General features: G+C 44.6%; 18 protein-coding genes and 1 pseudogene. 11 read left to right on the top strand and 8 right to left on the bottom strand.

From position 1 onward, the window contains the following. Positions 1-209 precede the first annotated feature (209 nt). Positions 210-746, top strand: a complete 537-nt coding sequence (locus ACFI6L_RS18085) for a redoxin domain-containing protein (RefSeq protein WP_014975770.1) — start codon at positions 210-212, stop codon at positions 744-746. Between the two features lie 130 nt (positions 747-876). Here the strand turns inward: ACFI6L_RS18085 and ACFI6L_RS18080 are convergent, their stop codons facing one another. After that, positions 877-1,479, bottom strand: coding sequence for a YigZ family protein (locus tag ACFI6L_RS18080; RefSeq protein ID WP_110288437.1), 603 nt, complete (start codon positions 1,477-1,479; stop codon positions 877-879). A gap of 322 nt (positions 1,480-1,801) precedes the next feature. Between ACFI6L_RS18080 and ACFI6L_RS18075 the strand changes: the two genes are divergently transcribed. Further along, the gene (locus ACFI6L_RS18075; RefSeq protein WP_014975772.1) at positions 1,802-2,125 is read left to right on the top strand and encodes a DUF3718 domain-containing protein; all 324 of its coding nucleotides are present in this window, start codon (positions 1,802-1,804) and stop codon (positions 2,123-2,125) included. A 130-nt stretch (positions 2,126-2,255) separates the two neighbouring features. Here the strand turns inward: ACFI6L_RS18075 and ACFI6L_RS18070 are convergent, their stop codons facing one another. The 3 genes and pseudogenes from ACFI6L_RS18070 to ACFI6L_RS18060 form a co-directional block, all read right to left on the bottom strand. After that, on the bottom strand, positions 2,256-2,663 hold the full coding sequence (locus tag ACFI6L_RS18070) for a methyl-accepting chemotaxis protein (RefSeq protein WP_462574561.1): 408 nt from the start codon (positions 2,661-2,663) through the stop codon (positions 2,256-2,258). Positions 2,664-2,786: 123 nt separating this feature from the next. Further along, a pseudogene (locus ACFI6L_RS18065) lies at positions 2,787-3,098 on the bottom strand (PAS domain-containing protein); the annotation flags it as partial. 129 nt (positions 3,099-3,227) lie between these two features. After that, on the bottom strand, positions 3,228-3,554 hold the full coding sequence (locus tag ACFI6L_RS18060; RefSeq protein ID WP_462574559.1) for a hypothetical protein: 327 nt from the start codon (positions 3,552-3,554) through the stop codon (positions 3,228-3,230). A 209-nt stretch (positions 3,555-3,763) separates the two neighbouring features. Here ACFI6L_RS18060 and ACFI6L_RS18055 point away from each other — a divergent pair, with 209 nt between their 5' ends. After that, the gene (locus ACFI6L_RS18055) at positions 3,764-5,056 is read left to right on the top strand and encodes a TMEM143 family protein (protein WP_039230753.1); all 1,293 of its coding nucleotides are present in this window, start codon (positions 3,764-3,766) and stop codon (positions 5,054-5,056) included. A gap of 122 nt (positions 5,057-5,178) precedes the next feature. On the opposite strand, the gene ACFI6L_RS18050 is transcribed toward ACFI6L_RS18055, so the two are convergent. After that, positions 5,179-6,096, bottom strand: a complete 918-nt coding sequence (locus ACFI6L_RS18050; RefSeq protein WP_462574558.1) for a LysR family transcriptional regulator — start codon at positions 6,094-6,096, stop codon at positions 5,179-5,181. Positions 6,097-6,334: 238 nt separating this feature from the next. Between ACFI6L_RS18050 and ACFI6L_RS18045 the strand changes: the two genes are divergently transcribed. The 6 genes from ACFI6L_RS18045 (at position 6,335) to ACFI6L_RS18020 (ending at position 16,494) form a co-directional block, all read left to right on the top strand. Next, the gene (locus ACFI6L_RS18045; protein WP_039224623.1) at positions 6,335-7,303 is read left to right on the top strand and encodes an aldo/keto reductase; all 969 of its coding nucleotides are present in this window, start codon (positions 6,335-6,337) and stop codon (positions 7,301-7,303) included. Then, on the top strand, positions 7,300-7,701 hold the full coding sequence (locus ACFI6L_RS18040) for a GlcG/HbpS family heme-binding protein (protein ID WP_462574557.1): 402 nt from the start codon (positions 7,300-7,302) through the stop codon (positions 7,699-7,701). Before ACFI6L_RS18045 ends, ACFI6L_RS18040 begins: the two co-directional genes overlap by 4 nt. A gap of 19 nt (positions 7,702-7,720) precedes the next feature. After that, positions 7,721-9,538: an alpha-amylase family glycosyl hydrolase gene (locus ACFI6L_RS18035; RefSeq protein ID WP_462574556.1), complete on the top strand. Its 1,818-nt coding sequence runs from the start codon at positions 7,721-7,723 to the stop codon at positions 9,536-9,538. 216 nt (positions 9,539-9,754) lie between these two features. Then, complete coding sequence (sbcD, locus tag ACFI6L_RS18030; RefSeq protein WP_462574554.1) at positions 9,755-11,206, top strand: exonuclease subunit SbcD; 1,452 nt, start codon at positions 9,755-9,757, stop codon at positions 11,204-11,206. Positions 11,207-11,210: 4 nt separating this feature from the next. Continuing rightward, the gene (locus ACFI6L_RS18025; protein WP_462574553.1) at positions 11,211-14,948 is read left to right on the top strand and encodes an AAA family ATPase; all 3,738 of its coding nucleotides are present in this window, start codon (positions 11,211-11,213) and stop codon (positions 14,946-14,948) included. Positions 14,949-15,072: 124 nt separating this feature from the next. After that, on the top strand, positions 15,073-16,494 hold the full coding sequence (locus tag ACFI6L_RS18020; RefSeq protein WP_462574552.1) for a S41 family peptidase: 1,422 nt from the start codon (positions 15,073-15,075) through the stop codon (positions 16,492-16,494). A 111-nt stretch (positions 16,495-16,605) separates the two neighbouring features. On the opposite strand, the gene ACFI6L_RS18015 is transcribed toward ACFI6L_RS18020, so the two are convergent. Further along, positions 16,606-17,364, bottom strand: a complete 759-nt coding sequence (locus ACFI6L_RS18015) for a DNA/RNA non-specific endonuclease (protein WP_462574551.1) — start codon at positions 17,362-17,364, stop codon at positions 16,606-16,608. 255 nt (positions 17,365-17,619) lie between these two features. On the opposite strand from ACFI6L_RS18015, the gene sstT reads away from it, so the two are divergent. Beyond that, positions 17,620-18,840 carry a serine/threonine transporter SstT gene (sstT, locus tag ACFI6L_RS18010; protein WP_462574550.1) on the top strand — a complete coding sequence of 407 codons (1,221 nt, stop codon included), beginning with the start codon at positions 17,620-17,622 and terminating at the stop codon, positions 18,838-18,840. Between the two features lie 35 nt (positions 18,841-18,875). On the opposite strand, the gene hutG is transcribed toward sstT, so the two are convergent. Beyond that, the gene (gene hutG, locus ACFI6L_RS18005; protein WP_462574549.1) at positions 18,876-19,844 is read right to left on the bottom strand and encodes a formimidoylglutamase; all 969 of its coding nucleotides are present in this window, start codon (positions 19,842-19,844) and stop codon (positions 18,876-18,878) included. After that, positions 19,837-21,096, bottom strand: coding sequence for an imidazolonepropionase (gene hutI / locus ACFI6L_RS18000; RefSeq protein WP_462574547.1), 1,260 nt, complete (start codon positions 21,094-21,096; stop codon positions 19,837-19,839). The genes hutG and hutI overlap by 8 nt, the downstream gene beginning before the upstream one ends. Positions 21,097-21,288: 192 nt before the next feature. On the opposite strand from hutI, the gene ACFI6L_RS17995 reads away from it, so the two are divergent. After that, complete coding sequence (locus tag ACFI6L_RS17995; RefSeq protein ID WP_370136101.1) at positions 21,289-22,113, top strand: UTRA domain-containing protein; 825 nt, start codon at positions 21,289-21,291, stop codon at positions 22,111-22,113. Positions 22,114-22,124 lie beyond the last annotated feature (11 nt).

The following is a 22,124-nucleotide window of genomic DNA, read 5'->3' as shown; positions in this document are numbered from 1 at the left end:
GCAGCTCAATTGAGCTGCTTTTTTTGTGTCTGTTACTGGTATAGAAAACGCGAGAGGAAAAACAATAATAATTTGAACAATTGTTCAAATAAACGATCTGAAAGTTGGGTACAACGTATAGAATTTTACTTTGATGTGTATCTGTACAAAGCAGCTTATCGCGATCTTGCTTGTACTTTGAAGGATTAAACCGACTTTAAGGAGTTTTTATGTATACGCAAAAAATGCATCCAGCAACGACATTTCCCGATGTCTCAGCAACCCTATCCACAGGGGAAACGGTGTCGCTTACCAATAAAGAAGAGGGATGTGATTGGAAAATGGTGGTTGTTTATCGCGGTAAACACTGCCCAATATGTACTAAATTCCTGAACAAATTAGAAGATTATAAAGGTCGTCTACGCGAGCTCAATATTGATTTGGTGGCTGTAAGTGGTGACAGCAAAGCACAGCTCGATGAGCATCTAGACGACCTGTCGATTACGTTCCCTATCGCTTACGGTCTTTCGCAAGAAGATATGGAAAAACTTGGGCTATACATCTCCAAGCCGCGCTCAGATAAAGAAACCGACCACAATTTTGCTGAACCTGCGCTATTTGTAGTGAATGAAAAAAACGACATTCATATTGCTGAAATAGCAAACGCGCCGTTTGTGCGCCCTGACTTAGAGCAACTCGTATCAGGCTTGGAGTTTATACGTAACCCAGATAACAACTACCCCATTCGAGGCACCTTTAAAGGATAAGGTTAACAGGCCCTAGTTATGTGTGATTAAAAGGTAAGGCTCTGGTGGTTTTCAGAGCCTTTTTTATTTACATATAGAAACCGTCAAAAGCTAGTCTTAATTTTATCGCTTGCTTGTTGTTTTCTATTGCTTACTCGTTTTCAACTGACACTGAAAAAGCAATGGGGGCCATCTGCTTTTTAAAGTCTTCCAGTGCATCTAAAGGTAGCTCAACATTTATTACCACACTGCTTCCATAGTTACAGTTCGCAATTTTACCTTGAGCTTGCTCTACCAAGTGACGTACAAACTGCTCGTGTTTGAAATCGATGTCTACGCTAAGCGGTTCCAGCTTTATCTCTTGTCTTACCTCAAGAGCATCTACGGCTTGCTGTGCTGCAGCCGAGTAAGCCCTTACCAATCCCCCCGCACCTAATTTAATTCCGCCAAAATAACGCGTGACAATAATCATTATGTCGCCGATATCTTTGTGCTGGAGTACATTTAATATGGGTTTACCGGCAGTGCCGCTAGGCTCGCCGTCATCAGCCATCGCCGCGCTACTTGGCGAGTTAGGGTTGCCAAAAACATAAGCCCAACAATGGTGTCTGGCGTCGGGATACCGTTGTTTCACACTATCTAAAAGCGCCATTGCACTTTCACGAGAATTTGCAAAGCCGGCACAAGCAATGAATTTGCTTTTCTTAATTTCGTACAGGGTTTCAACCTGTTTAGCTGGAACGGGATAAGTCATCAGCGCATTGTAAGCTAAGACAATTTTTTATTTAAGCCAAATAAGGTAAGCAGTGTGTTTTATCGCTTAATAAAACGAAATTTTAGACGACGATAGGCTCAGATAGAACGCAGTGGTCAAAAATACTACTATTTGGCGAATTATCTTGAAAGGTCGTATTTCGTTTACCGTTCTAGCGGGGGCTTATTTCTTAATTTGAAGTTAAGTTTATGAATTTAAATAGTTTTATAAAGTTGGCGCAGTGATTGTAATAGTGAATATGAGTGTGGCCAAGGCGTAACGCCACAACAACGTAACTTCGTCCCAATAAGGAAATCATGCTATGAAATCACGTATTACTGCTATCGCTATTGTTGCTCTTACTACTGTGTTCACCGGAAGTGCTTTAGCTTCTGTAGAATTTAAGCCTACCGACGATTCGGTCACCTCTAACCTTTGCGTTGCTGCCGCTACCGGGAACAAGTGGAAGCTACATGAACAAATTAAAGAATCTGCGCTAGATAAAAAGTACGTAGCACAGGACATGACGTGTAACGGACTATCTGTCGCTGCGTTTGTTGATCAATATGGCAAGAACGGGGAAAGCATCAAGAAGTACCTGAATATTCAACAGCAGCAGATTGCTAGCGTGGTGCACGCAAAATAACCCCCCCACAATTAAACGGTGCTAGGCTTGTACGTATGCGTACGCGAAAAATCGGCTGTGTGAAAAAGCGGGTTTAAAAAAAAGGGCTGTTGATGATACAACAGCCCTTTTTACTAATTTAACATGACTGCTAGCGTAGAATACCTGATACAGTTTCAGATACATTCAATGCGTCTTTTTGAATTTCATCAATAATGCTTTGCACTTGCGCAATCTGTTGACTATTTTGGTCAACACTGTCTTTAACGCCTGCCATTTTCTTCGTGGATTTGTCAGCAAGCTTTCTGTTCTCTGCCACTACACTTTCAATTTCCACAGTCGAATCGCTGGTACGTTGCGCTAGCTGCCTCACTTCATCTGCTACTACAGCAAATCCTCTACCTTGATCGCCTGCACGTGCAGCTTCAATAGCGGCATTTAGTGCTAAAAGGTTGGTTTGCTCAGCAATGCCACTAATCGTTGTCACAATGGTTTCAATTTTTAGCGATTGCTCACTCAGTTCGTGCATAAGTTGATTGGTTTGCTCAACTTCTAACATGGCTGTATTGAAAATCTCAACGCTTCGTTGAAGTGACGAGGCTCCTTCATGGGCAATTTGAGACGTCTCTTCTGCCGTTGATACTGCGAGTTCCGCCGCCTGTGCGATTGCATTCTTTTCGTTAATTGCATCGGTAATGTTAGATGCAAATTTAATAACTTTTACCACTCGGCCCGAAGCGTCAAACACGGGGTTGTACGTTGCTTCCAACCACAATGCGTTACCGTGCGCATCTACGCGCTCAAACTGGCCTGAAGAGAAATTACCGCGGGCAAGGTTATCCCAAAAATTAGGATTTTCTTGATAAAACTTATCGCGACAGAACATGCGATGGTGTTTACCTTGAATGTTGGCCAAACTGTATTTCACTGTTGCAGTAAAATTCTCATTTGCCGTGATAATTGTTCCATCAGGATGAAACTCAATCACCGCCATCGACTTGTTTAGTGCGTCAGTCACTGCTTTACCGGCAAAATAGGCGTTTTCATGTTCAGTGATATCGTGGTAAATGGCATGAATTTCTGTAACGCCATGCTTATTCACCGCTACGTAGCTTGCCTTAAGTCACTTCGTTTCACCTAACGCCGATTTTCTTGCAACCGTGTCGCTAAAGCTGCCGCCATTGACCAAGTGTTGCCAAAACGATTTGTACTGTGACTCAGGTTCAACACCTTCAACGCGCATTGCCGCATGGGAAAACGACGTTGCGGTTGAATTTGGGTAATCCAAAATGGAAAGTAATACGGGAGAGGCAAATGTGCACTGTCCATCGGTACTATAAATGGCATAGGCCATTGTGTTTTTGAACGCATCCAGCGTACCAAGCAAGCCTTGGCTCTCGTCCCTAAGAGCCGAAATGTCATTATTGTATCGAGAACTTGATACGAACATAACGTCTCCGAAAATTACAAGTATAATTAAGAATTAGTGTAGTCTATGTTAACTATATTTAACATTTATGTCGTTTAGACATTAGGCGAAGCCTATGTCTAAGGCATTATCAATTAGGCTTAATTTATTTATAAGTGGTTGTTTTCATTGTTACAGTACGGTAACTATTTCCATCTAACAAGAAACACTCGAACTAATAAGACCACTCGATGCCATTAGAACGCTTTATCCCATTTCGCAAACATGATGTTAGTAGATTGTGTGAAAACGTAATTGTGCAAGAGAGGACTCTTTTTCGCACGTTCTCAACGTTGCTCGTTAATCGCATACACTATCAATATCATGAGCAACTTGAGGGTCTAAAAGATAGCTATAACGATTTTGACCCAAACAAAGACACCCGCGATCTTACACCTTCAAGTGGAGCTACTAGGAAGCAAAGCCAAAAGGCGTTTTCGAGTGCGTTTGCCAATCTATTAAACGCGGCCAATTTTGAAAAAGTCACAAACGAAGATTTAGAAGCAGCATTAAACGAAGAGTCGCTGTTTAAAGTGCGCCTTGCGGTTAGCTTCGAAGACTTTGAAGATGTGGTGTTTTATCGACGGGGCGAGTCGGTAAAAACTGAAACGCTGCGTACTTTTTTCGGGTTGCGAAAAAAGCAGGTGTCATTTACCAACTACGACAAAGTGGCTGTTTATATCACTTTTAAAGATGAAGCCTACTTCAAAGAGAAAGGGCAAACGCCAGTTACCTTTAAACCTGGTTCCACCATAGTAAAGCTTTTCCAAAACGTACCTAAAGCAGACTTGGAGATGCTGTTTCCCAATAGCGAAGTCAAAATGCGTCCGCTAGATAAGTTGATCATTAGTGCATCGGCGGCAATAGGTGGCACCGTGGTACTAGTGACTAAGTTAGGCGCGTCGTTACTTCTCATGGCATCTTTTCTGGCCTTTTGGCTAGGCTTTAAAGACGATGAAGTGGAATTGACTAAGCAAAGCCTAATCACTTTTGGTATTGGCATGGGTGTATTCGGCAGCTTTATCTTTAAGGAATGGACAAAGTTTAAAAACAGAAAAATCAGGTTTATGAAAGCCTTGTCTGACAACCTCTATTTTAAAAATTTAGACAATAATGCAGGCGTGTTTCATACGTTAATTGATGCAGCAGAGGAAGAGGACTGCAAAGAAGCTTTGTTGGCTTATACATTTTTGCTGAAATGTAGTGAAGTGTCTGTAGAAGGTGGTGCTGCATTCTGCGCGGTGCGTGCAGAGCGCGAGATTGCCGCTGGTGGAATGACATTAGCAACGCTCGATAGTGTAATAGAAAGTTACTTTTCAGAAGAGCTTGATTGTGCGCTCGATTTCGACGTTACTGACGCTATTAATAAGCTGGTGGACATGGAGCTAGTCGAACAATATGGCGATATTTTTGTGGCGCGGGCGCTTAACGATGCTGTGAAGATACTTGATGACTACTGGGATAATATTTATCAGCCTGTTTGATTTACCCTTTAACGTCGATAATAGTACGCCAAGGAATGAAAAGCCTAAGCGAAGCTTTCAAGTCTTATTGCTACTCACTACGCACGTGAATAGCGGCAGGTAAGCGCTGACAGTTTGAGTACTTATCCGCTAAAATAACCTTCGTGTTGTGCTTGTTTAACTGTGTCTAAAAAGGCTTTTATTCTTAGCGATTGATGGGGACGCTGTGGGTGCACAACAAACAGCTGACTGGGGCTTTTTATTGGAGGCTCACTCGGTGTCGACCCCAGCTTAATTTCTTCAAAAAGTGCGACCAGTTCACCCGCCTTACTATGCTTTTTCGCCACATAGCTTGGCAGTCTTGCAATGCCGCGGCCTTCCAGCACATGCTGAATGAGCGCCAGATTATCATTAAGTTTTAACCAGCCTTTAACCGCTGTGCGCTTACCGTTTATGAGCCAGTTATCTTGGTCGGGGCCGCAAAAGCACTGGTGCGCATCTAAATCGCTCAACACTTTGGGTGTGCCGGCTTGCTTAAGGTATTGCGGTGCTGCAACTATTGTGTGGCTATAAGTAAATAATGGCTTGGCCACCATATCTTGCGGCGGGTTGTTAGTAGAGCGAAACGCCAAGTCGAAATGACCTCGGTTTAAGTCGTGCCTTTGATAGCTGGTATCTAAATGGAACGAAACATCAGGATGCTGCTGCGAGAAGGAAAAACACAGTTCGCTTAACAAGTAGTGCGCAAACATATTCGGCGCCGTAATGGCGATAATTCCTTCTAGCTGCGTTTGCTCACGTACTAAATTTTGCTCTAGCTCTACCACGCTGCGATTAATCTTCTGTGTATCGGCGTACACTTGTTTACCTTCGTTGGTAAGACTTACTTGGCGTGTTGAGCGCTGCAGCAACTTTACGCCTAACGCAAGTTCAAGCTCCCTTATTTGCTCCGACAGGTAGCCCCTCGATATCTGCATTTTCTCTGCCGCAGCACCAAAGCTTAAGGTTTCTGCTACCGCACTAAACAGCATCAATCGCTCGACTTTTTTATGTGGTTTCATTGGCTTGTTACTTTTTACACGAGATTAAATCGGAGATAAATATTCACAACATGCTCGAAAAACTGCGTCTTGAGCAACGTCACATCAGAAAATGTAGAGTTAGTGATTATATATGGAATACAGCTATTCGCTATAAAGAATAATGATTTCGCTATTGTGCGCTGAAAGGTGGTAACTGCAAGCGTAAACTTGAGCTATCCGAAAGGCCTTTATTAATTCTTTTTTGCGAGCGGTGTATATGAAAAACCTTCCTCTAAATCAGTACATTTCACACGCCAGTCAGCTGGTTTACGGCTGTATGGCTATTGGTGGAGAGTGGGACTTTAACCCATTAACCAAAGATCAAACCCAGCATGCGTTTGCGGCGGTCGATGCTGCGCTAGAAGCCGGTATTACCGTGTTCGATCATGCTGATATATACCGAATGGGTAAAGCAGAACAAGCATTTGGTGAAGTGTTAAAAGCACGCCCTAACTTACGGGAAGAGATAGTGCTTCAGTCTAAATGTGGGATTCGTTTTGAAGATGAACACGGGCCCAAACGTTACGATTTTTCGAAAGACTGGATTGTCACTTCTGTTGAAAACACGCTTTCGCGATTAAATACGGAATATCTCGACCTGCTTTTGCTGCACCGCCCAGACCCATTGATGGAAGAAGAGGAGGTTGCCGCTGCATTTGATGCCTTGTTTGATAGCGGTAAGGTTAAGCACTTTGGCGTGTCGAATATGAGCGGCGTACAAATGCAGCATCTTAATCACTATATTAATCAGCCGCTTATTGCGAATCAGGTTGAGATGAGTCTTACTAACTTAGGCTTTGTGGATGAAGGTATTTATGTCGGTAACCCAGATGGGCAGCATGTGAACTTTACAGCGGGCACACTTCAATACGCAAAGCAAAACAACATTCAAATGCAGTCGTGGGGGCCAGCAAGCCAGGGTAAATATACCGGAGCACCCGCCACGCTAACTGCGCAAGAAGAAGCGACTAAAAAACTCGTTGCGACCTTAGCGCAAAAATATGGTGTATCGCCCGACGCAATCGTGTTGGCTTGGTTAATGCGCCACCCCAGCAACATTCAGCCAATTGTTGGTTCGGCAAACCCCAAGCGTATTAAAGCAAGTGCAGAAGCCGTTACAGTGACGCTTACTCGGGAAGACTGGTACGCATTGTACGTAAGTGCAAAAGGGGTGGAGTTACCATGATGGGTTCTATTTCTTTAGCGCAAGCTCAATCAATGATTACAGATAGCATTCATTGGGCGCAAGAAAACAATCAACACATTGCCGTTGCTGTTGTAGACAGCGTGGGTGAACTTATCGCGTTTTCTCGTATGGATGAAACTAGCCCGCAAACCTGTCTACTAGCGCAGAACAAGGCTTATACGGCAGCCAGAGACAGGCAAAAAACCAGTCAGCTTGCTGCGTGGGCAAAAGAAACGAGCAAAACCATTAACTTTTGGACCGACCCTCGCATCACAGGTATGGCGGGTGGTGTATCTGTAAAAGATAAGGCAGGCAAAGTAGTGGGTGCAATAGGAATTAGCGGTATGGCCGAGTTTGATGACGAAGCGCTAGCTCAAAATATTATTGCTCAGTTTTAACCTACTAAGGAGCAGGTTAATGATTCAAAAAACATCTAAAATGACAATGTCCTTTACCGCAATATTGCTTGCGTTAACTGCTTGCAGCCCATCTCTTAACAATAGAGACCCTAACAGCGGTGCGACGAACAGTGGCGAGAGCAACAATGCGGCACAGCCACAAAGTAGTTACCTAAAGCGCGACGTGCGCGAAGACGTCTTCTATTTCGTTATGCCAGACAGATTTAACAATGGCGATGTAAGTAACGACAGCGGGGCACCAAAAGGATCGATCTCTCACGGAGGTCTCGACACAACGTCTAAATGGGCGTTTCATGGTGGCGACATGGCGGGCATCGAACAAAAACTGGATTACCTAAAATCTATGGGGATCACCGCTATCTGGATGACACCTATTTTGCGTAATAAAGCTGTGCAGAAAGGTGGTTTTGCCCACCATGGATATTGGATAGTCGACTTCACCGAAATTGACCCTCACTTTGGCAGTAACGCCGATTTAAAGCGCTTGATTGACACTGCGCATAAAAAAGATATTAAAGTATTTTTCGATATCATTACTAACCATACGGCAGACGTGATTAAGTATGAAGAGTGTCACAACGCCGACGGTTCGTTTAAAAGTGGACTAGACCAGTGCACTTATCGCAGCTTGCAGGAAGTGAAAGAGCAAGGGACTTACCGTGCTTTTGTTCCAGAAAAAGAGCAGGGTGAGAAATTTCCAGAATGGCTAAACGACCCGCGCTTTTACCACAATCAAGGTGATACAACTTTTGAAGGTGAAAATAGTTTATATGGCGATTTTAATGGGTTAGATGATTTCAATACTTCAGACCCTGAAGTGGTTAAAGGGATGATTGATATTTACACCAAGCTTATCAGTGAATTTAAACCTGACGGCTTTAGAATTGATACGGTAAGGCACGTCCAGTTGCCATTTTGGCAAGCATTCTCACCGGCAATTATGGCGCACGCTAAAGCTGAGGGAATTAAGAACTTTCATGTATTTGGTGAAGTGTATGACCCAAACCCTGAAGCGCTAAGTTCATTCACTACCGAGGGTAAACTTCCTGCCGTGCTTGATTTTGGATTTCAAAGTGCGGTGGGAGGCGTGTTCTTTGAAGACAAGCCAGTGTCGACCATTGAAACTCTGATAGCACAAGATCACCTTTACAATGACGAAGACAGCAACGTTAATCAACTGCTTACTTTTTTAGGCAATCACGATATGGGTCGCCCGGGCTTCTTCTTAAATAAGCATTTACCCAATGCGTCTAACGAAGAAAAGCTGCAGCGCAGTATGCTGGCACATGCCATGATGTTTTTCTCTCGCGGCGTACCCGTCGTTTACTATGGCGATGAGCAAGGCTTTACCGGTGATGGTAACGATGTGGATGCCAGAGAAGATATGATGCCATCTAAGGTAGCTAGCTATAACGACAATACGTTGTTAGGTACTGAGCAAACCACCAAAAATGACAACTTCAACCCTCAGCACCCGCTGTACAAATCAATTGCAGAGTACGCTGCCATTCGCAAGCAGCAGGCGTTACTTCAATATGGAGTGCAAGAAAATAAGTTCTTTGATGATAATAAGCAGGTGTTTGCCTTCGCCCGCGTAGCGAATGACACAATGCCAAACGGGGGCGTGGCGCAACAAAATGACGAAGCACTTTTAGTTGTGTTTAACGTGTCAGCCGAGCAGCAAACGGTAACGGTTTCTCAGCAGTATGAAAGCTACTTAGTTGTTTCAGGAGCCGCTAAAATTTCCGCTTCTGACAACGGTGAAACACAGATTACTGTGCCAGCTTTTAGCTTTGGGTTGTTTTCATCAAAATAATATCCTGAGCACCAGACGTTTATTAAAGCGTGTGGTGCCTCTTTTTTTACCTGCTCCCTGTGAACATGCATCACAGACAAACCATTGTCATAAAACCACAAAATCTCTATAGTTGCTGTACGGTGCGTTGATCAACATCGACACTCCATAGCAGCAGCGCCATTGCGCCGAATGCGTTTCTCTATCTCCAATGCAACAAGCCTGGTTCACTTCTACATGAAAATATTGCATACGTCTGACTGGCATTTAGGTCAGAGTTTTTTTACGAAAAGTCGAAAAAATGAACATGCCGCTTTCCTTAAATGGCTTCTTCAACAAGTAGAAGTGCATCAAATAGATGCGATTATTGTCGCGGGCGATGTGTTCGACACGGGCACGCCGCCTAGCTACGCCAGAGAGCTCTACCATGCGTTTATCGGTGAACTTCAGGGGATGCAGTGTACATTGGTGGTGCTGGGGGGAAATCACGATTCAGTATCGGTATTGAACGAAAGTAAGGCGCTACTTAAATACTTAAATAGCCACGTAATTGCCAGTACATACGGCGAATTGCGTGAACAAGTCATTACGCTTAACGATCGCAAGGGGCAGCCCAGTGCCGTACTGTGTGCCGTACCCTTTATTCGCCCGCGTGATGTGCTTGTCAGTGAGGCAGGGCAAAGCGGCACTGACAAGCGTCAAGCGCTGGGCGATGCGATAAAGCAGCATTATGGGGCGCTTTATAATGAAGCCTTGTCACTGCGCGCTTCAATTGAAGAAAAACAAGGAGAGGAGGGCAGTAAAAATAGCGCTGCCATTCCTATTATTGCTACAGGGCACTTAACCGCTTTAGGCGTGAGTCAGTCAGAAAGTGTACGCGATATCTACATAGGCACCCTTGAAGGCTTTGACGCCAAAGGGTTTCCGCCCGCCGATTACATTGCACTTGGGCATATTCACAGGCCACAAAAAGTGGCTAAAACCGAACACATTCGCTACTCAGGCTCGCCCATACCGCTAAGTTTTGATGAACTAAACACACAAAAGCAAGTAGTGTTGATAACGTTTGAATCTGAAAGCACAACGCCTACTATCTCAACGCTTCCGGTACCGTGCTTTCAGGTCATGGAAGTAATAAAAGGAGACTTAAAAGCGATTGAGGCGGCCATTAATAAGAGCGATGCCATCACGTTAGCTTCTCAAACAGATGATGCCGTTAGCGAAGTGGATAAAGCCATTAGCTCTAAAGACCCAGTGTGGTTATGCATTGAAGTTGAAACAGAAGACTATCTGACTGATCTACAGCAGCGTATTCAGGGCTTGTTAGAAGGGAAAAACGCTGAGATTTTACAGTTGAAACGCAAGCGTAAGCGCACAATAAATAGCTTAACGGAAAAGCAAAACGTCCAGCTTAGCGAACTATCGGTAAACGATGTATTTGAAGCGCGTTTGGCATTGGAGAGCATAGAAGATAATTCAACAACTGAGTCGGCACAAGAAACCCTGCTAGATGACGACCAAAGCGCCAGAGAAACAAAAGAAGCAGGTTCAGAGAAAAGCGCTTCACGCATAAACCGGATAAGGCGGTTGTTTAATGAAGCAGTAGAGCAAGTGCATACCAATGATGAAGATGCTGAAGTATCAGTAGAGGCAACATTGGCAAACACAACAGAAAACAAAGGCGAGTAATACAATGAGAATATTGACCTTACGCCTTAAAAACTTAAACGCCCTAAAAGGGGAGTGGAAGATAGATTTCACCCATTCGCCGTTTATCGACAATGGCCTGTTTGCCATAACTGGCCCAACAGGGGCAGGTAAAACCACGCTACTTGATGCTATTTGTTTAGCGCTTTATCACCAAACCCCTCGCTTGGGACCAATTTCAACGTCTAACAACGACATCATGACCCGCGGCACGGCGGAGTGTTTGGCGGAGGTTGAGTTTGATATTAAGGGAAAAGCATACCGTGCGTTTTGGAGTATGCGTCGGGCCAGAGGGAAAGTTGACGGTAACCTGCAAAGTGCTGATGTTGAGCTGGCCGAAGTTGAAAGCGGCGAGGTATTGGCTACCCAAGTTAGGCCGAAAAGCGAAGAGATTGAAAAGCTGACTGGCCTTAATTTTGCCCGTTTCACCAAGTCTATGATGTTGTCGCAAGGGGATTTTGCTGCGTTTTTAAATGCTAACGAGGCCGACCGAGCCGAACTGCTTGAAGAGTTAACTGGCACCGAAATTTACGGGCAGATATCACAGGCAGTACATCAGCAATTTAGTGACGCTAAACAAAAGAAAAAAGAGTTTGCGATAAAGCTAGACGGCGTAACCTTACTTAGCGACGAACAAATCACCCAGCTTGAAGAAGAGCAAGCACAAACCAAGAGCCAAGTCGCCGCGTTTAATCAAACACTCGTTGAGCTACAAAAGCAACAGCAGTGGCAACATGCGTTTAACGCTAACGAACTCGCCATTAAAGAAGCCAGTGAAGCACAGCAGAGCGCGAATAACGCCATCAATGAGGCGAAACAAAAACTTGATCTTCTCGCTCAAAGTGAGCCAGCTGAAAAGCTTCGCCTGCCATTTTTGCAAAGAAACGGGCTTCAGCAAGACGTAACCCGTTATAAAGAAAGGCTTGAAGAGAAAGCAGCTCAGTTGCCAGACTTAAAATCGCAAAAGGCACAGCTCAGTTTGGAAGTGACCAACGCTGAACAAGCGCTAGCGCTTACAAAGCAACAAAGCAGTGAGCTTGAAAAGCGCATAAATGAGCAGGTGATTCCGTTAGATAACCAAATAGCGCAGCTCACTACTGAACAGCAAAAAGCAAACGAAAACAAGGCACGTTTAAGGCAATCAATAAACGCGTTAACACTAAAGCGCACAGAAATCGAAAACGCTTCGGCAGATAACAAAACAAAGCTAGGTGAACTGGAAGCTTACTTGAGTGAACACCACACACTTAGCGGCATAGCGGAATTTATAAGTGGTTGGAGTGAAACGGCGCGCCATATTGAACATGATAAAAAGCAGTTAGAAACACTGACACAAAGCGTAAATAATCATCGTCAGGCGCTTTCATCCCTAGATGACGCTATCGCAAAAACAAATGAGTCGTTAAGCGCGTTAAGGCAGACCTTCGATGACAAAAACGCGCAAGTAGCCAAGTGCGAAAAGGCACTTCAGGCCGCGCTATCTGACAAACCAAGTGATACTAATAGTGCTAATGCAACCAGTAAAGCAAGTCTTCAGCAAGAGCGTGATACCAAGCTTCATCATTGGGATAACGTATTACAGATAGGGCATATTCAACAGCAATATTTGGCACTAGAACAAGAGAAAGTATCGCTGGGTGCGCAAAAGGAAGACTTAGCGAAGCAACTAGCTCAGCAGCAATCTGACCGCCAAGCCTTGGTTGATGCTTACAAGCAAACTCGTAGTAATTTAAAAGACATAGAGGCGCTTATCGCCCTGGATGCTGAAGTGGCGCACCTTCGCGCACGGTTAAAAAGTGGCGAGCCATGCCCTGTTTGTGGAGCTAACGAACACACCACGTCTAGCGTGGTTATTGATGTACCTGAAACTATCCAAAAGCGAGATAGTTTAAAGCAGCAGTTAGATGATATTGAGCAGCAAGGGGCGCGGGCAAAAGAAAGCGTTACACACACTGAATTCACTCTTGCTCAGGTTAATAAGAAGCTAGAACAGGCAAGCGGGCAACGAGATACGCTGCTAGAAAAGTGGCAGCAGATTTCAAGCGTACTTAGTGCTGATATACCGAGCTTTGAAAAGATCGACATTAATACTTCGCAAAGCGTCGCTCAATTTACCCAGCAGTTTAAAACTCGTCTCGATGATATTAGTGCCCAATTAACCCGTTTAGAAGAGTGCGAGCAAGCTCTAAATGCTGCATTGCAGGCTAAAAATGAAGCGCAACAGTTGCTACAAGCCAAACAGTCAGAACTTGCAGTTTCTCTGCAGCAGCGCGAAACCTTTGAAAAGCAATTTAACGAACGCAATGTAGAGCTAGAGAACAAAACACAAGGGATTAATAATAGTATTTTAGCGCTTAGCGAAACTATGACGGCGCACGGTGCTGATATTCACAACTTGGCTATTGATGGAATTGCCACGTGGTTAAATGAAAAAGCCGAAGCGCTTAAAACCTATAAACACAATCATCAGCTACACGCCAAACTTAAAGATGAGTTGCAAGGGGTAAGTAGCGCCTTGCTTGTGGTTAATCGTGATATCGAGAGCGCCGAGAATCAGCTAAAGGATGTATCTGAAGAGCTTGTGCAGCTAGATAATAGTTTAAAGGCGCTGCGAGACTCGCGCACAACCGTATTCCCTGAAGGGAATATTGCTGAAACAAGGAATAAGGCAAACGCCGCCCAAGAAATGGCTGAGCGAAATGTAAATGAATGCAAATCTCGTCTACAACAAACGGACACTATATTGTCTCGTTTAGAAGCCGAAATTGCCCAGCTTAATGAGCAAATGCGCGAAAAAGAGCAGGCACTTACAGAGGCAACAGAGCACTTTAGTCGTCAGTTGGCGAGCAGCCCATTTGACGATGAGCAAGCGTTTAGTAATGCGCTTTTAGACGAAGATACCCGCAACACCTTGCTTGAACTGCAAAAGCGATTAACCCAGCAAAAACAACAAGCGGACTTAAAGCTAGAAAACGCGATAGCTACCGAACAATCGCTAAAAGCTCATGCTAACGCAGCACAGTGGCAGAGCGAGTTAGAAGAGCACGGTGCACAGTGGCTCGATACGAAAATTACCCAGCAAGCTCAGCATCGTGACACGCTGTTATCTTCCTTAGGGCAAATTGAACAGCAGCTAAGCGCTAACAATCAAGCCCGTGAAAAGCAGCAGCAGCTTGTGGATGAGATGGCCGCGTTTGAAGCCTATTACGACGATATTACTTACCTGCACTCGTTAATTGGTTCGGCCAGCGGCGACAAATTCAGACGTTTTGCCCAAGGACTTACTTTGGACAACTTGGTGCAGCTTGCAAATCAGCAGCTTGATAAATTACACGGTCGCTACCAGCTAATTCGAAAAGAAAACGAAGGGTTGGGTTTAAGTGTATTAGACACCTGGCAAGGTGATGTGGTGCGAGACACCAAAACCCTGTCTGGCGGAGAAAGTTTCTTAGTGAGCCTTGCACTGGCATTGGCTTTATCTGACTTGGTCAGTCACAAGACCAGTATCGATTCGCTGTTTTTAGATGAAGGCTTTGGCACCCTTGATGCTGAAACTTTGGATGTGGCGCTTGATGCACTAGACAACTTAAATGCCAGCGGAAAAATGATTGGTGTAATAAGCCATATTGAAGCCATGAAAGAGCGTATTCCTACTCAGCTTAAAGTGATCAAACGCAACGGTGTGGGGTTAAGTGCACTAGAAAAACCTTATGCGGTGAGGTGAACTCACCGCTTAGGGATTAGTAGCTAAAACGTTTGCTTACAAGTATGTGCGAGGTAAATGCTCGCAAGATCATAGTTTTATGATACTTTATCGTTATTAAAAGTAGATATGGACATCATAAACAGTGAAACGATTTGCGATACTCCCTCTTTTTGCCTCTTTCTGTTCGTTTGGTAGTACCTTTCAATGTGAAAGTGAGTTTGAATGGCTAAAGAGCACGTTTGAAAACAACGATGCCGGTTTTCAATATAGCGTAGAGAAAAAAGGGCAGGACCTTTATTCCGCCCACAATAATGCCATCTTGGCTCGGGTGCAAAGCGCGAAGAACGAAGCGCAATGCCAAACTGTGCTTAGCGACTGGCTCGCGTTTTTTCGCAAGGGGCATATTGGTCTTGCGCTAAATACAAATAATTCAAACGAAACGGTAACCGAATCGAAAGTACATGATTTCGACTTATCAGCATTTAAACAGCATTTAGAAACTAAAAGTGATGAGTCTCTTGAGGGGATTTGGCAATTTTCCAGCTATACGGTTGCGTTAAAAAAAGAAGGCAATGTCCATAAAGGCTATATCGTTGAAAGTACCAATCCGTCATGGAAGGCAGGGCAAGTAAAGTTCATTGTTAACGACCCTGAAGACGACAATGCCGCAAAAGTAACGTTTTTTATGGGCGATCACTCCGCCCGACAAATAAATAACATGATGTTCTTGGGTAACAATCATGTGGTACTGGGAAACAGCTTTATCGTTATGTCCCGTCAGGAACCGCGACAAGAATCATCGCCTGAAGTAAAGCGTTATGTACGCCTACTTAGTGCAAAAGCCCCGCTATTTGAGAAAATTTCTGAGAACACAGTGCTAGTTCGCATACCGTCTTTCAACCATGCCTTCAAAAAAGATATCGACGCGCTAATTGCTAAGCACCTGGACAAGATTTTAAAAACCGAAAACCTCATTATCGACATCCGAGGAAACGGTGGTGGTAGTGATGCAAGCTATGCTTCTTTGCTACCAATTTTATACACCAACCCTATTCGCACTGTAGGCGTGGAATACTTATCAACCGAGCTTAACAACTCTAGAATGCTCGGCTTTTTGCAAAACCCTCATTTCAGTGAAGAAGAAAAGCAGTGGGCTAAAGACGGATATGACATTCTTCAGCAACACATTGGTAGCTACATCAATATTGGTGAAGATGTAACGGTAGAGAAATTTGATAAAATTGAACCCTTGCCAAAAAGTATAGGCGTATTTGTTGATTCAAGTAATGGCAGCACCGCGGAGCAGTTTTTGCTGGCGGCTAAACAAAGCAAGAAAGTAAAGTTGTTTGGGCAAACCACCGCAGGTGTACTCGACATCTCAAACATGTATCAAACTGATTCGCCGAGCGGTACTTTTACCTTGCATTACAGTTTAACCAAAAGTTTGCGTATTCCCCACATGGCCATCGATGGGGTAGGCATTCAGCCAGACTATTATATTGACGAAGAGATCCCTATTTACGCGTGGACCTCGTTCACTAGAAATGTTTTGGAGACGCTTTAGAACAGTAGGATGAAATGACTAAAGTTGAAAGTTACTTGCAAATTCAATAACCAGTTACAAACTTACATAAAATGATAGGGTAGGCGTCCCTGCCTAAGTGCTAATCGCTCTTTAGCAACCAAGGTCGCTAGATAAGCCGCCTAACTGACCTTCGACAGCGCTTTCTTTATAGCTTGGTAATGAAGGCATAATATTTAACCCCGTGCGGCTTTCTACTTCGTTCACGGTTACTTCAGTAGAGCAAAAGTTATCGCTACGGGACGCATTTTGCTCCATGATAAATGCTGACGCTTCTACCCATCCGTTAACGTCAGTTATAACCACTTTAAAATAGCCGCTCGGGATAGTATGAGATTCGTCGGCTTCAGGTAGGGACCCAAAATACCACTCATATAGAGGTCCTGAGACCACGTATACATCTCGTCCAGAACGCACAACGTTACGAACAGCGTTTTCTAAATCAACCCATGGGCCTTGGTTCAAATCTGAGTCTTGGGGAGTAATGTTTGATAAGTAGTTCAAAGTACTCCAGTCAGCAGTATTACTAAATGATGCAAGAGGAACTTGGTGTCCACGATCCGTACCAATAGTGGCCCATGCACTTGTATAATCGTTTGGCTCCAAAGTATTTGCAGAGTTTAACGAGGGATCAGCCTTCCAGTTTCTACTACGAGATGGCCCGTCAATAGTACTTGGGGTAACGTGATAAGCAACCCAGTTGGCGAATTTAGTTTGAGAGTTATTGTGAAGCGTGTAAATAGAGCGAGTAATTGTTTGGCCCGACACACCCGTCGGGCAGTTGTAAACACAGTTATCTGCAGCTGAACTAAAAGCTACAAAAGCCATTATCGATATAAAGTATTTTTTCATTTTATTTCCTTTGTAAGTGTTTCCTGCTTTAGGGCAGGCTGTACCAAAGTACAGGTATAAGATGTCAGGAAATAGAAATAAATATGACATTACTCAGTGACTTAGTTGAATAGAGCTAAGGCTGCAGTTGTAAAGTGGAAATGTTGGTAAACGGCAAGCATACGGTAATTTGCGAGTAACTAAGGCTAAACAGGTTCATTTGTGTGACGTTATCCTTTATGGTGCGTCGTCAAAAATAATAATGGACCAACATTTATGGATTCAACGTCACGCCCTAGCCTGTTTCAGCGCTACATCAATGGCAGTTTGGTACTGCAAATTATCATTGGTATTGTATGTGGTATTGCGGTAGCGAGTTTTTCACCTTCAGCTGCTCAATCAGCAGGGCTATTGGGCAACTTATTTGTAAAAGCCCTAAAAGCAATTGCTCCTTTATTAGTTTTTGTTTTGGTCATGGCATCCATTGCCAACCATAAGCAAAACGAGCAAACCTTTATCAAACCCGTGCTTGTGCTTTATTTGTTGGGCACACTACTGGCCGCGCTCACCGCCGTGTTGGCAAGCTTTGCTTTTCCTACCAGCTTAAGCTTAGTGACTTCAGAAGTTAGCCAAGCTGCGCCGAAAGGTGTATCGGAAGTCCTTACTACTTTGCTTTATAACATGGTAGATAATCCGGTAAATGCATTAGTAAATGGAAATTACATTGGTATTCTCACGTGGGCTGTAGGTCTAGGTTTAGGTCTACGTCATGCTAGCGAGGCAACGAAAGCGCTACTTCAAAATATGGCAGATAGCGTAACAACCGTGGTGGGTTTTGTTATTAAACTCGCGCCCTTCGGTATTTTCGGCTTGGTAGCTAATACCATTGCTACAACGGGCTTTGAAGCATTGCTTGGCTACTCTCATTTATTAACGGTACTGATTGGCGCGATGCTATTTATCGCACTAGTGACCAACCCCTTGTTAGTATTTCTGGCAACCAAAAAGAACCCTTATCCTTTGGTATTCAAATGCCTTAAAGAAAGTGGCATTACGGCATTCTTCACTCGTAGTTCGGCGGCGAATATCCCGGTAAACATGGCGCTGTGTAAACGTTTAAAGCTTGATGAGGACACCTATTCGGTATCTATTCCGTTAGGTGCCACCATTAATATGGCTGGGGCTGCGATCACAATAACCGTGTTGACGCTAGCTGCGGTTAATACCTTGGGAATTTCTGTAGATTTCCCTACTGCTGTATTGTTAAGCGTTATCGCTGCGGTATCAGCATGTGGAAGTTCAGGTGTTGCAGGCGGTTCGCTACTGCTTATTCCGCTGGCCTGTAGCCTGTTTAATATACCCAATGAAGTCGCTATGCAGGTGGTTGCGGTGGGCTTTATTGTTGGCGTACTGCAAGACTCTGCTGAAACAGCATTAAATAGCTCTACCGATGTCTTGTTTACCGCCGCTGCGTGTGAAAGGGCAGGCGGCCAGTAAACATAAAAGCGTCAAACATAAAAGCGTTAAACAGTTTAAGTGTGCGAACTTACTGCATCTACCGCTTCAAAAATTAGCCGTGCAGCCAGCTTTGCTGTGCGGCTATCAATATCATAATTGGGGTTCATTTCCGCAACGTCACACAATCTCCATTGATACCCGTAAGTACTTTGGTGCTGTGCTAAAAAGTGTAGCGTGTTGATAACAAGTGTGGGGGATATTCCCAATGCACTGGGCGCGCTAACGCCAGGTGCTTGTGCTGCTGGAAATGCATCTAAACATACGGTGACGTAAAGCTCATCGGTGTCTTTTAGCATCGGAGATAGCAGCTCATCTATTCGTTGCATGCACAGCGATTCATCATTTAATGCCACGTCGGTTAAATAACGGGTCTTGGACGTATTCGCAAAGTTAAACAGCGCTGGTGTATTGGCCGCTTTCGATACGCCCAAACAAGCATAATGAAACGGTGTGTCGTGTAACTGGCAGTGATCATACACTTGCCTGAACGGCGTACCTGAACTGGTGTTTGGTGAAGGCTTTCTTAAATCAAAATGGGCGTCGAAATTAATAATTCCAATGCGGGACGTTTTCGACTTAGCATTGAAAACCCCTTGATAGCTACCCCATGCAATTTCATGTCCCCCTCCCAGCCCAATGACCAATCCATCATTTTGCTTGAGCGCATAACAAATGGCGTCGGCATATTGGGTTTGCGCTTGGGCTAAGTTCTCTTTAGCGGTAACATTCCCTAAATCAGCCAATGCTGCGCTTGGCCAGTGCCAAGGTAAGTTTGCAAGTGCTTGGCGAATAGCGTTTGGACCAGCAGCTGCACCTACGCGGCCTTTGTTAAATGCCACACCTAAATCACTCTCAAAACCAACAAGGGTAACTGAGTTGGCTAATGAATTATTATCGCCCACTTCAAGTTCGTTAACTTTTTGATGCCAACGTAGGCCCTCAATCCCGTCTTCACTGTCTATTCTGCCTTGCCACTTAAACATGTTTACCTTCCTTAAACACCGCAACGGGGCGGTGGCCATTAATACTATAGGCAAGCTCTGCCGGCGTTTCGATATCCCACAGCGTTAAGTCAGCAAGCTTGCCTGCTTCAATAACACCTCGGTCGTGCAGCCCGAGTGCGCTAGCCGCGTGAGCAGTAGCACCGCGTAGCGCTTCTTCTGGCGTAAGTTGAAACAGCACACACCCCATATTTAACGCGGTAAGGATTGAGGCTAACGGCGAACTACCTGGATTAAAGTCTGTCGCTAATGCCATGGGCACATTGTGCGCCCTTAGGGCGTCTACTGGCGGCTTTTGAACTTCACTTAAGTAATAAAATGCGCCTGGTAAAAGCACGGCAACGGTGCCACTTTGGGCAAGTAATGGAATATCGCTGTCAGCTAAATATTCAATGTGATCTACCGACAGTGCGCCGTACTTAGCTGCTAGCACTGCGCCTTTGCTGTCGCTAAGCTGTTCTACATGAGCTTTAATGGGTAAACCGTGCTGCTGTGCGCTGCTAAACACCCGTTCTGTTTGTGAAGTTGAAAAGCCGATGGTTTCACAAAATACATCAACGGCGTCGGCTAAGTTTTGCGAAGCAATGTGAGGAAGTGCCTCGTTGCAAATGAAATCGATATATCCTTCTGAGTCGTCAGCAAATTCATTGGGCAGGGCGTGAGCGCCTAAATAGGTAGTTTGAATACTCACAGGAAGATGCTGCTCAAGAGATTTAGCCACGCGTAACATGCGCACTTCAGTGTCTAAATCCAGCCCGTAACCTGATTTGACTTCAATGGTGGTAACACCTTCTTCGCACAGTCGCTTTGCGCGTTTTATCGCAGTGTGAAGAAGGGTGTTTTCGTCAGAGCGTCGAGTTTTTTCAACCGTTCCTTTAATGCCACCGCCGCGCTGCGCAATGTCTACATAACTTGCGCCCTGCAATCGCATTTCAAATTCTTCGGCGCGATTGCCGCCATACACCAGATGCGTATGACAATCGATGAAACCAGGCAATAGCCACGGGTGTTTGGGCGCTGAACCTTCATTTTGCGGAATTAGGGTAGTGGCATCTATTACGCTTTTGGCCTGCTTATACACGTCGTCTAGTGAGTCATCGCAAGGAATTAACGCAGCAATTTTGCCGTCTTTTACGGCAATGGCGTGTGGCGGTAATTCGCCATAAGGCAACTCGTTGTCTTGCATAGACGCAATGCGAACATTGTAAATAAGCGTGTCGTACTGATAACCCATAACGTGCTCCACTCTAAGCCACCTCTTGTCTGGTTTTTTCGTCTAACTGGTCGTCTTGTTCTTTGTCTGGCTTTGACCAGAATCTTTACTGAAACGCAGTGTAAATTTTGAGTTCAGTGTACTTGTGCATACTTGTATATACAAGTATGCTGTTAGCATATTATTAACAATTTAGTTGTGAATGGCCACGATATGCAACCTCGGTACAGAGTAATTAAGACAGCAATTTTGGATGCCATCGAAAGTGGTGAGATGAAGCCGGGTAGCCAAGTGCCTTCAGAAAACCAACTTGCCCAGCAGCACGGTGTAAGCCGGATGACTGCGCGAAGAGCGTTAAGTGAAATGGTGGACGAGGGCATTTTAATGCGCAGCCAGGGGATAGGCACCTTTGTGTCAGATAGTCGCCCTATGAGCTCAATGCTTGAGATCAAAAGCATTCGCGATGAAATAGAGCAGCGGGGGCATAGATACACTAACGAGATATTGGTGTTGGAAACCTCGCCAGCCAGTGACGCTATTGCTCAACGACTGGGTATCGATGTGGGAGAACCAGTATTTCATAGCATTATCGTACACTGCGAGAACAATCTACCTGTGCAGTATGAAGACAGGTGGGTTAACCCAGCGTGGATTAACGACTATTTAGATAAAGATTTTAAAGCTCAAACTGCAAACTTTTATTTGAATCAGGTCGCGCCCCTTTCACAAGCCGACCACAGCGTAGAAGCTGTAGTTGTTGAAAAAGATATTGCACAAGCACTTTTGATTAAGCCTAAAGAGCCGTGCCTGAAAATTACTCGACGAACCTTTTCTCGAGTGCCCAGCGCAATAACCAGCGATGAGAGCAATATTGGCGAGTCGTCAAAGGCGAATGCCAAGTTAAAGAACGGTTTAAAGGCTACGTCAGATACATCCTTAAATAATAGTCCAAAAGCGAGTTCAAGCGCAGTGGTAAGCCACGCGGTGCTGTATCACCCAGGCAGTCGATACCGCTTGGGAGGACACTTGGAGTTCTAAGTGTCATCGCG

The organism is Alteromonas sp. G4i35, assembly GCF_054960375.1.
The sequence above is the reverse complement of the archived record's forward strand: the minus strand, read 5'-3'. Positions and strand labels throughout refer to the sequence as shown.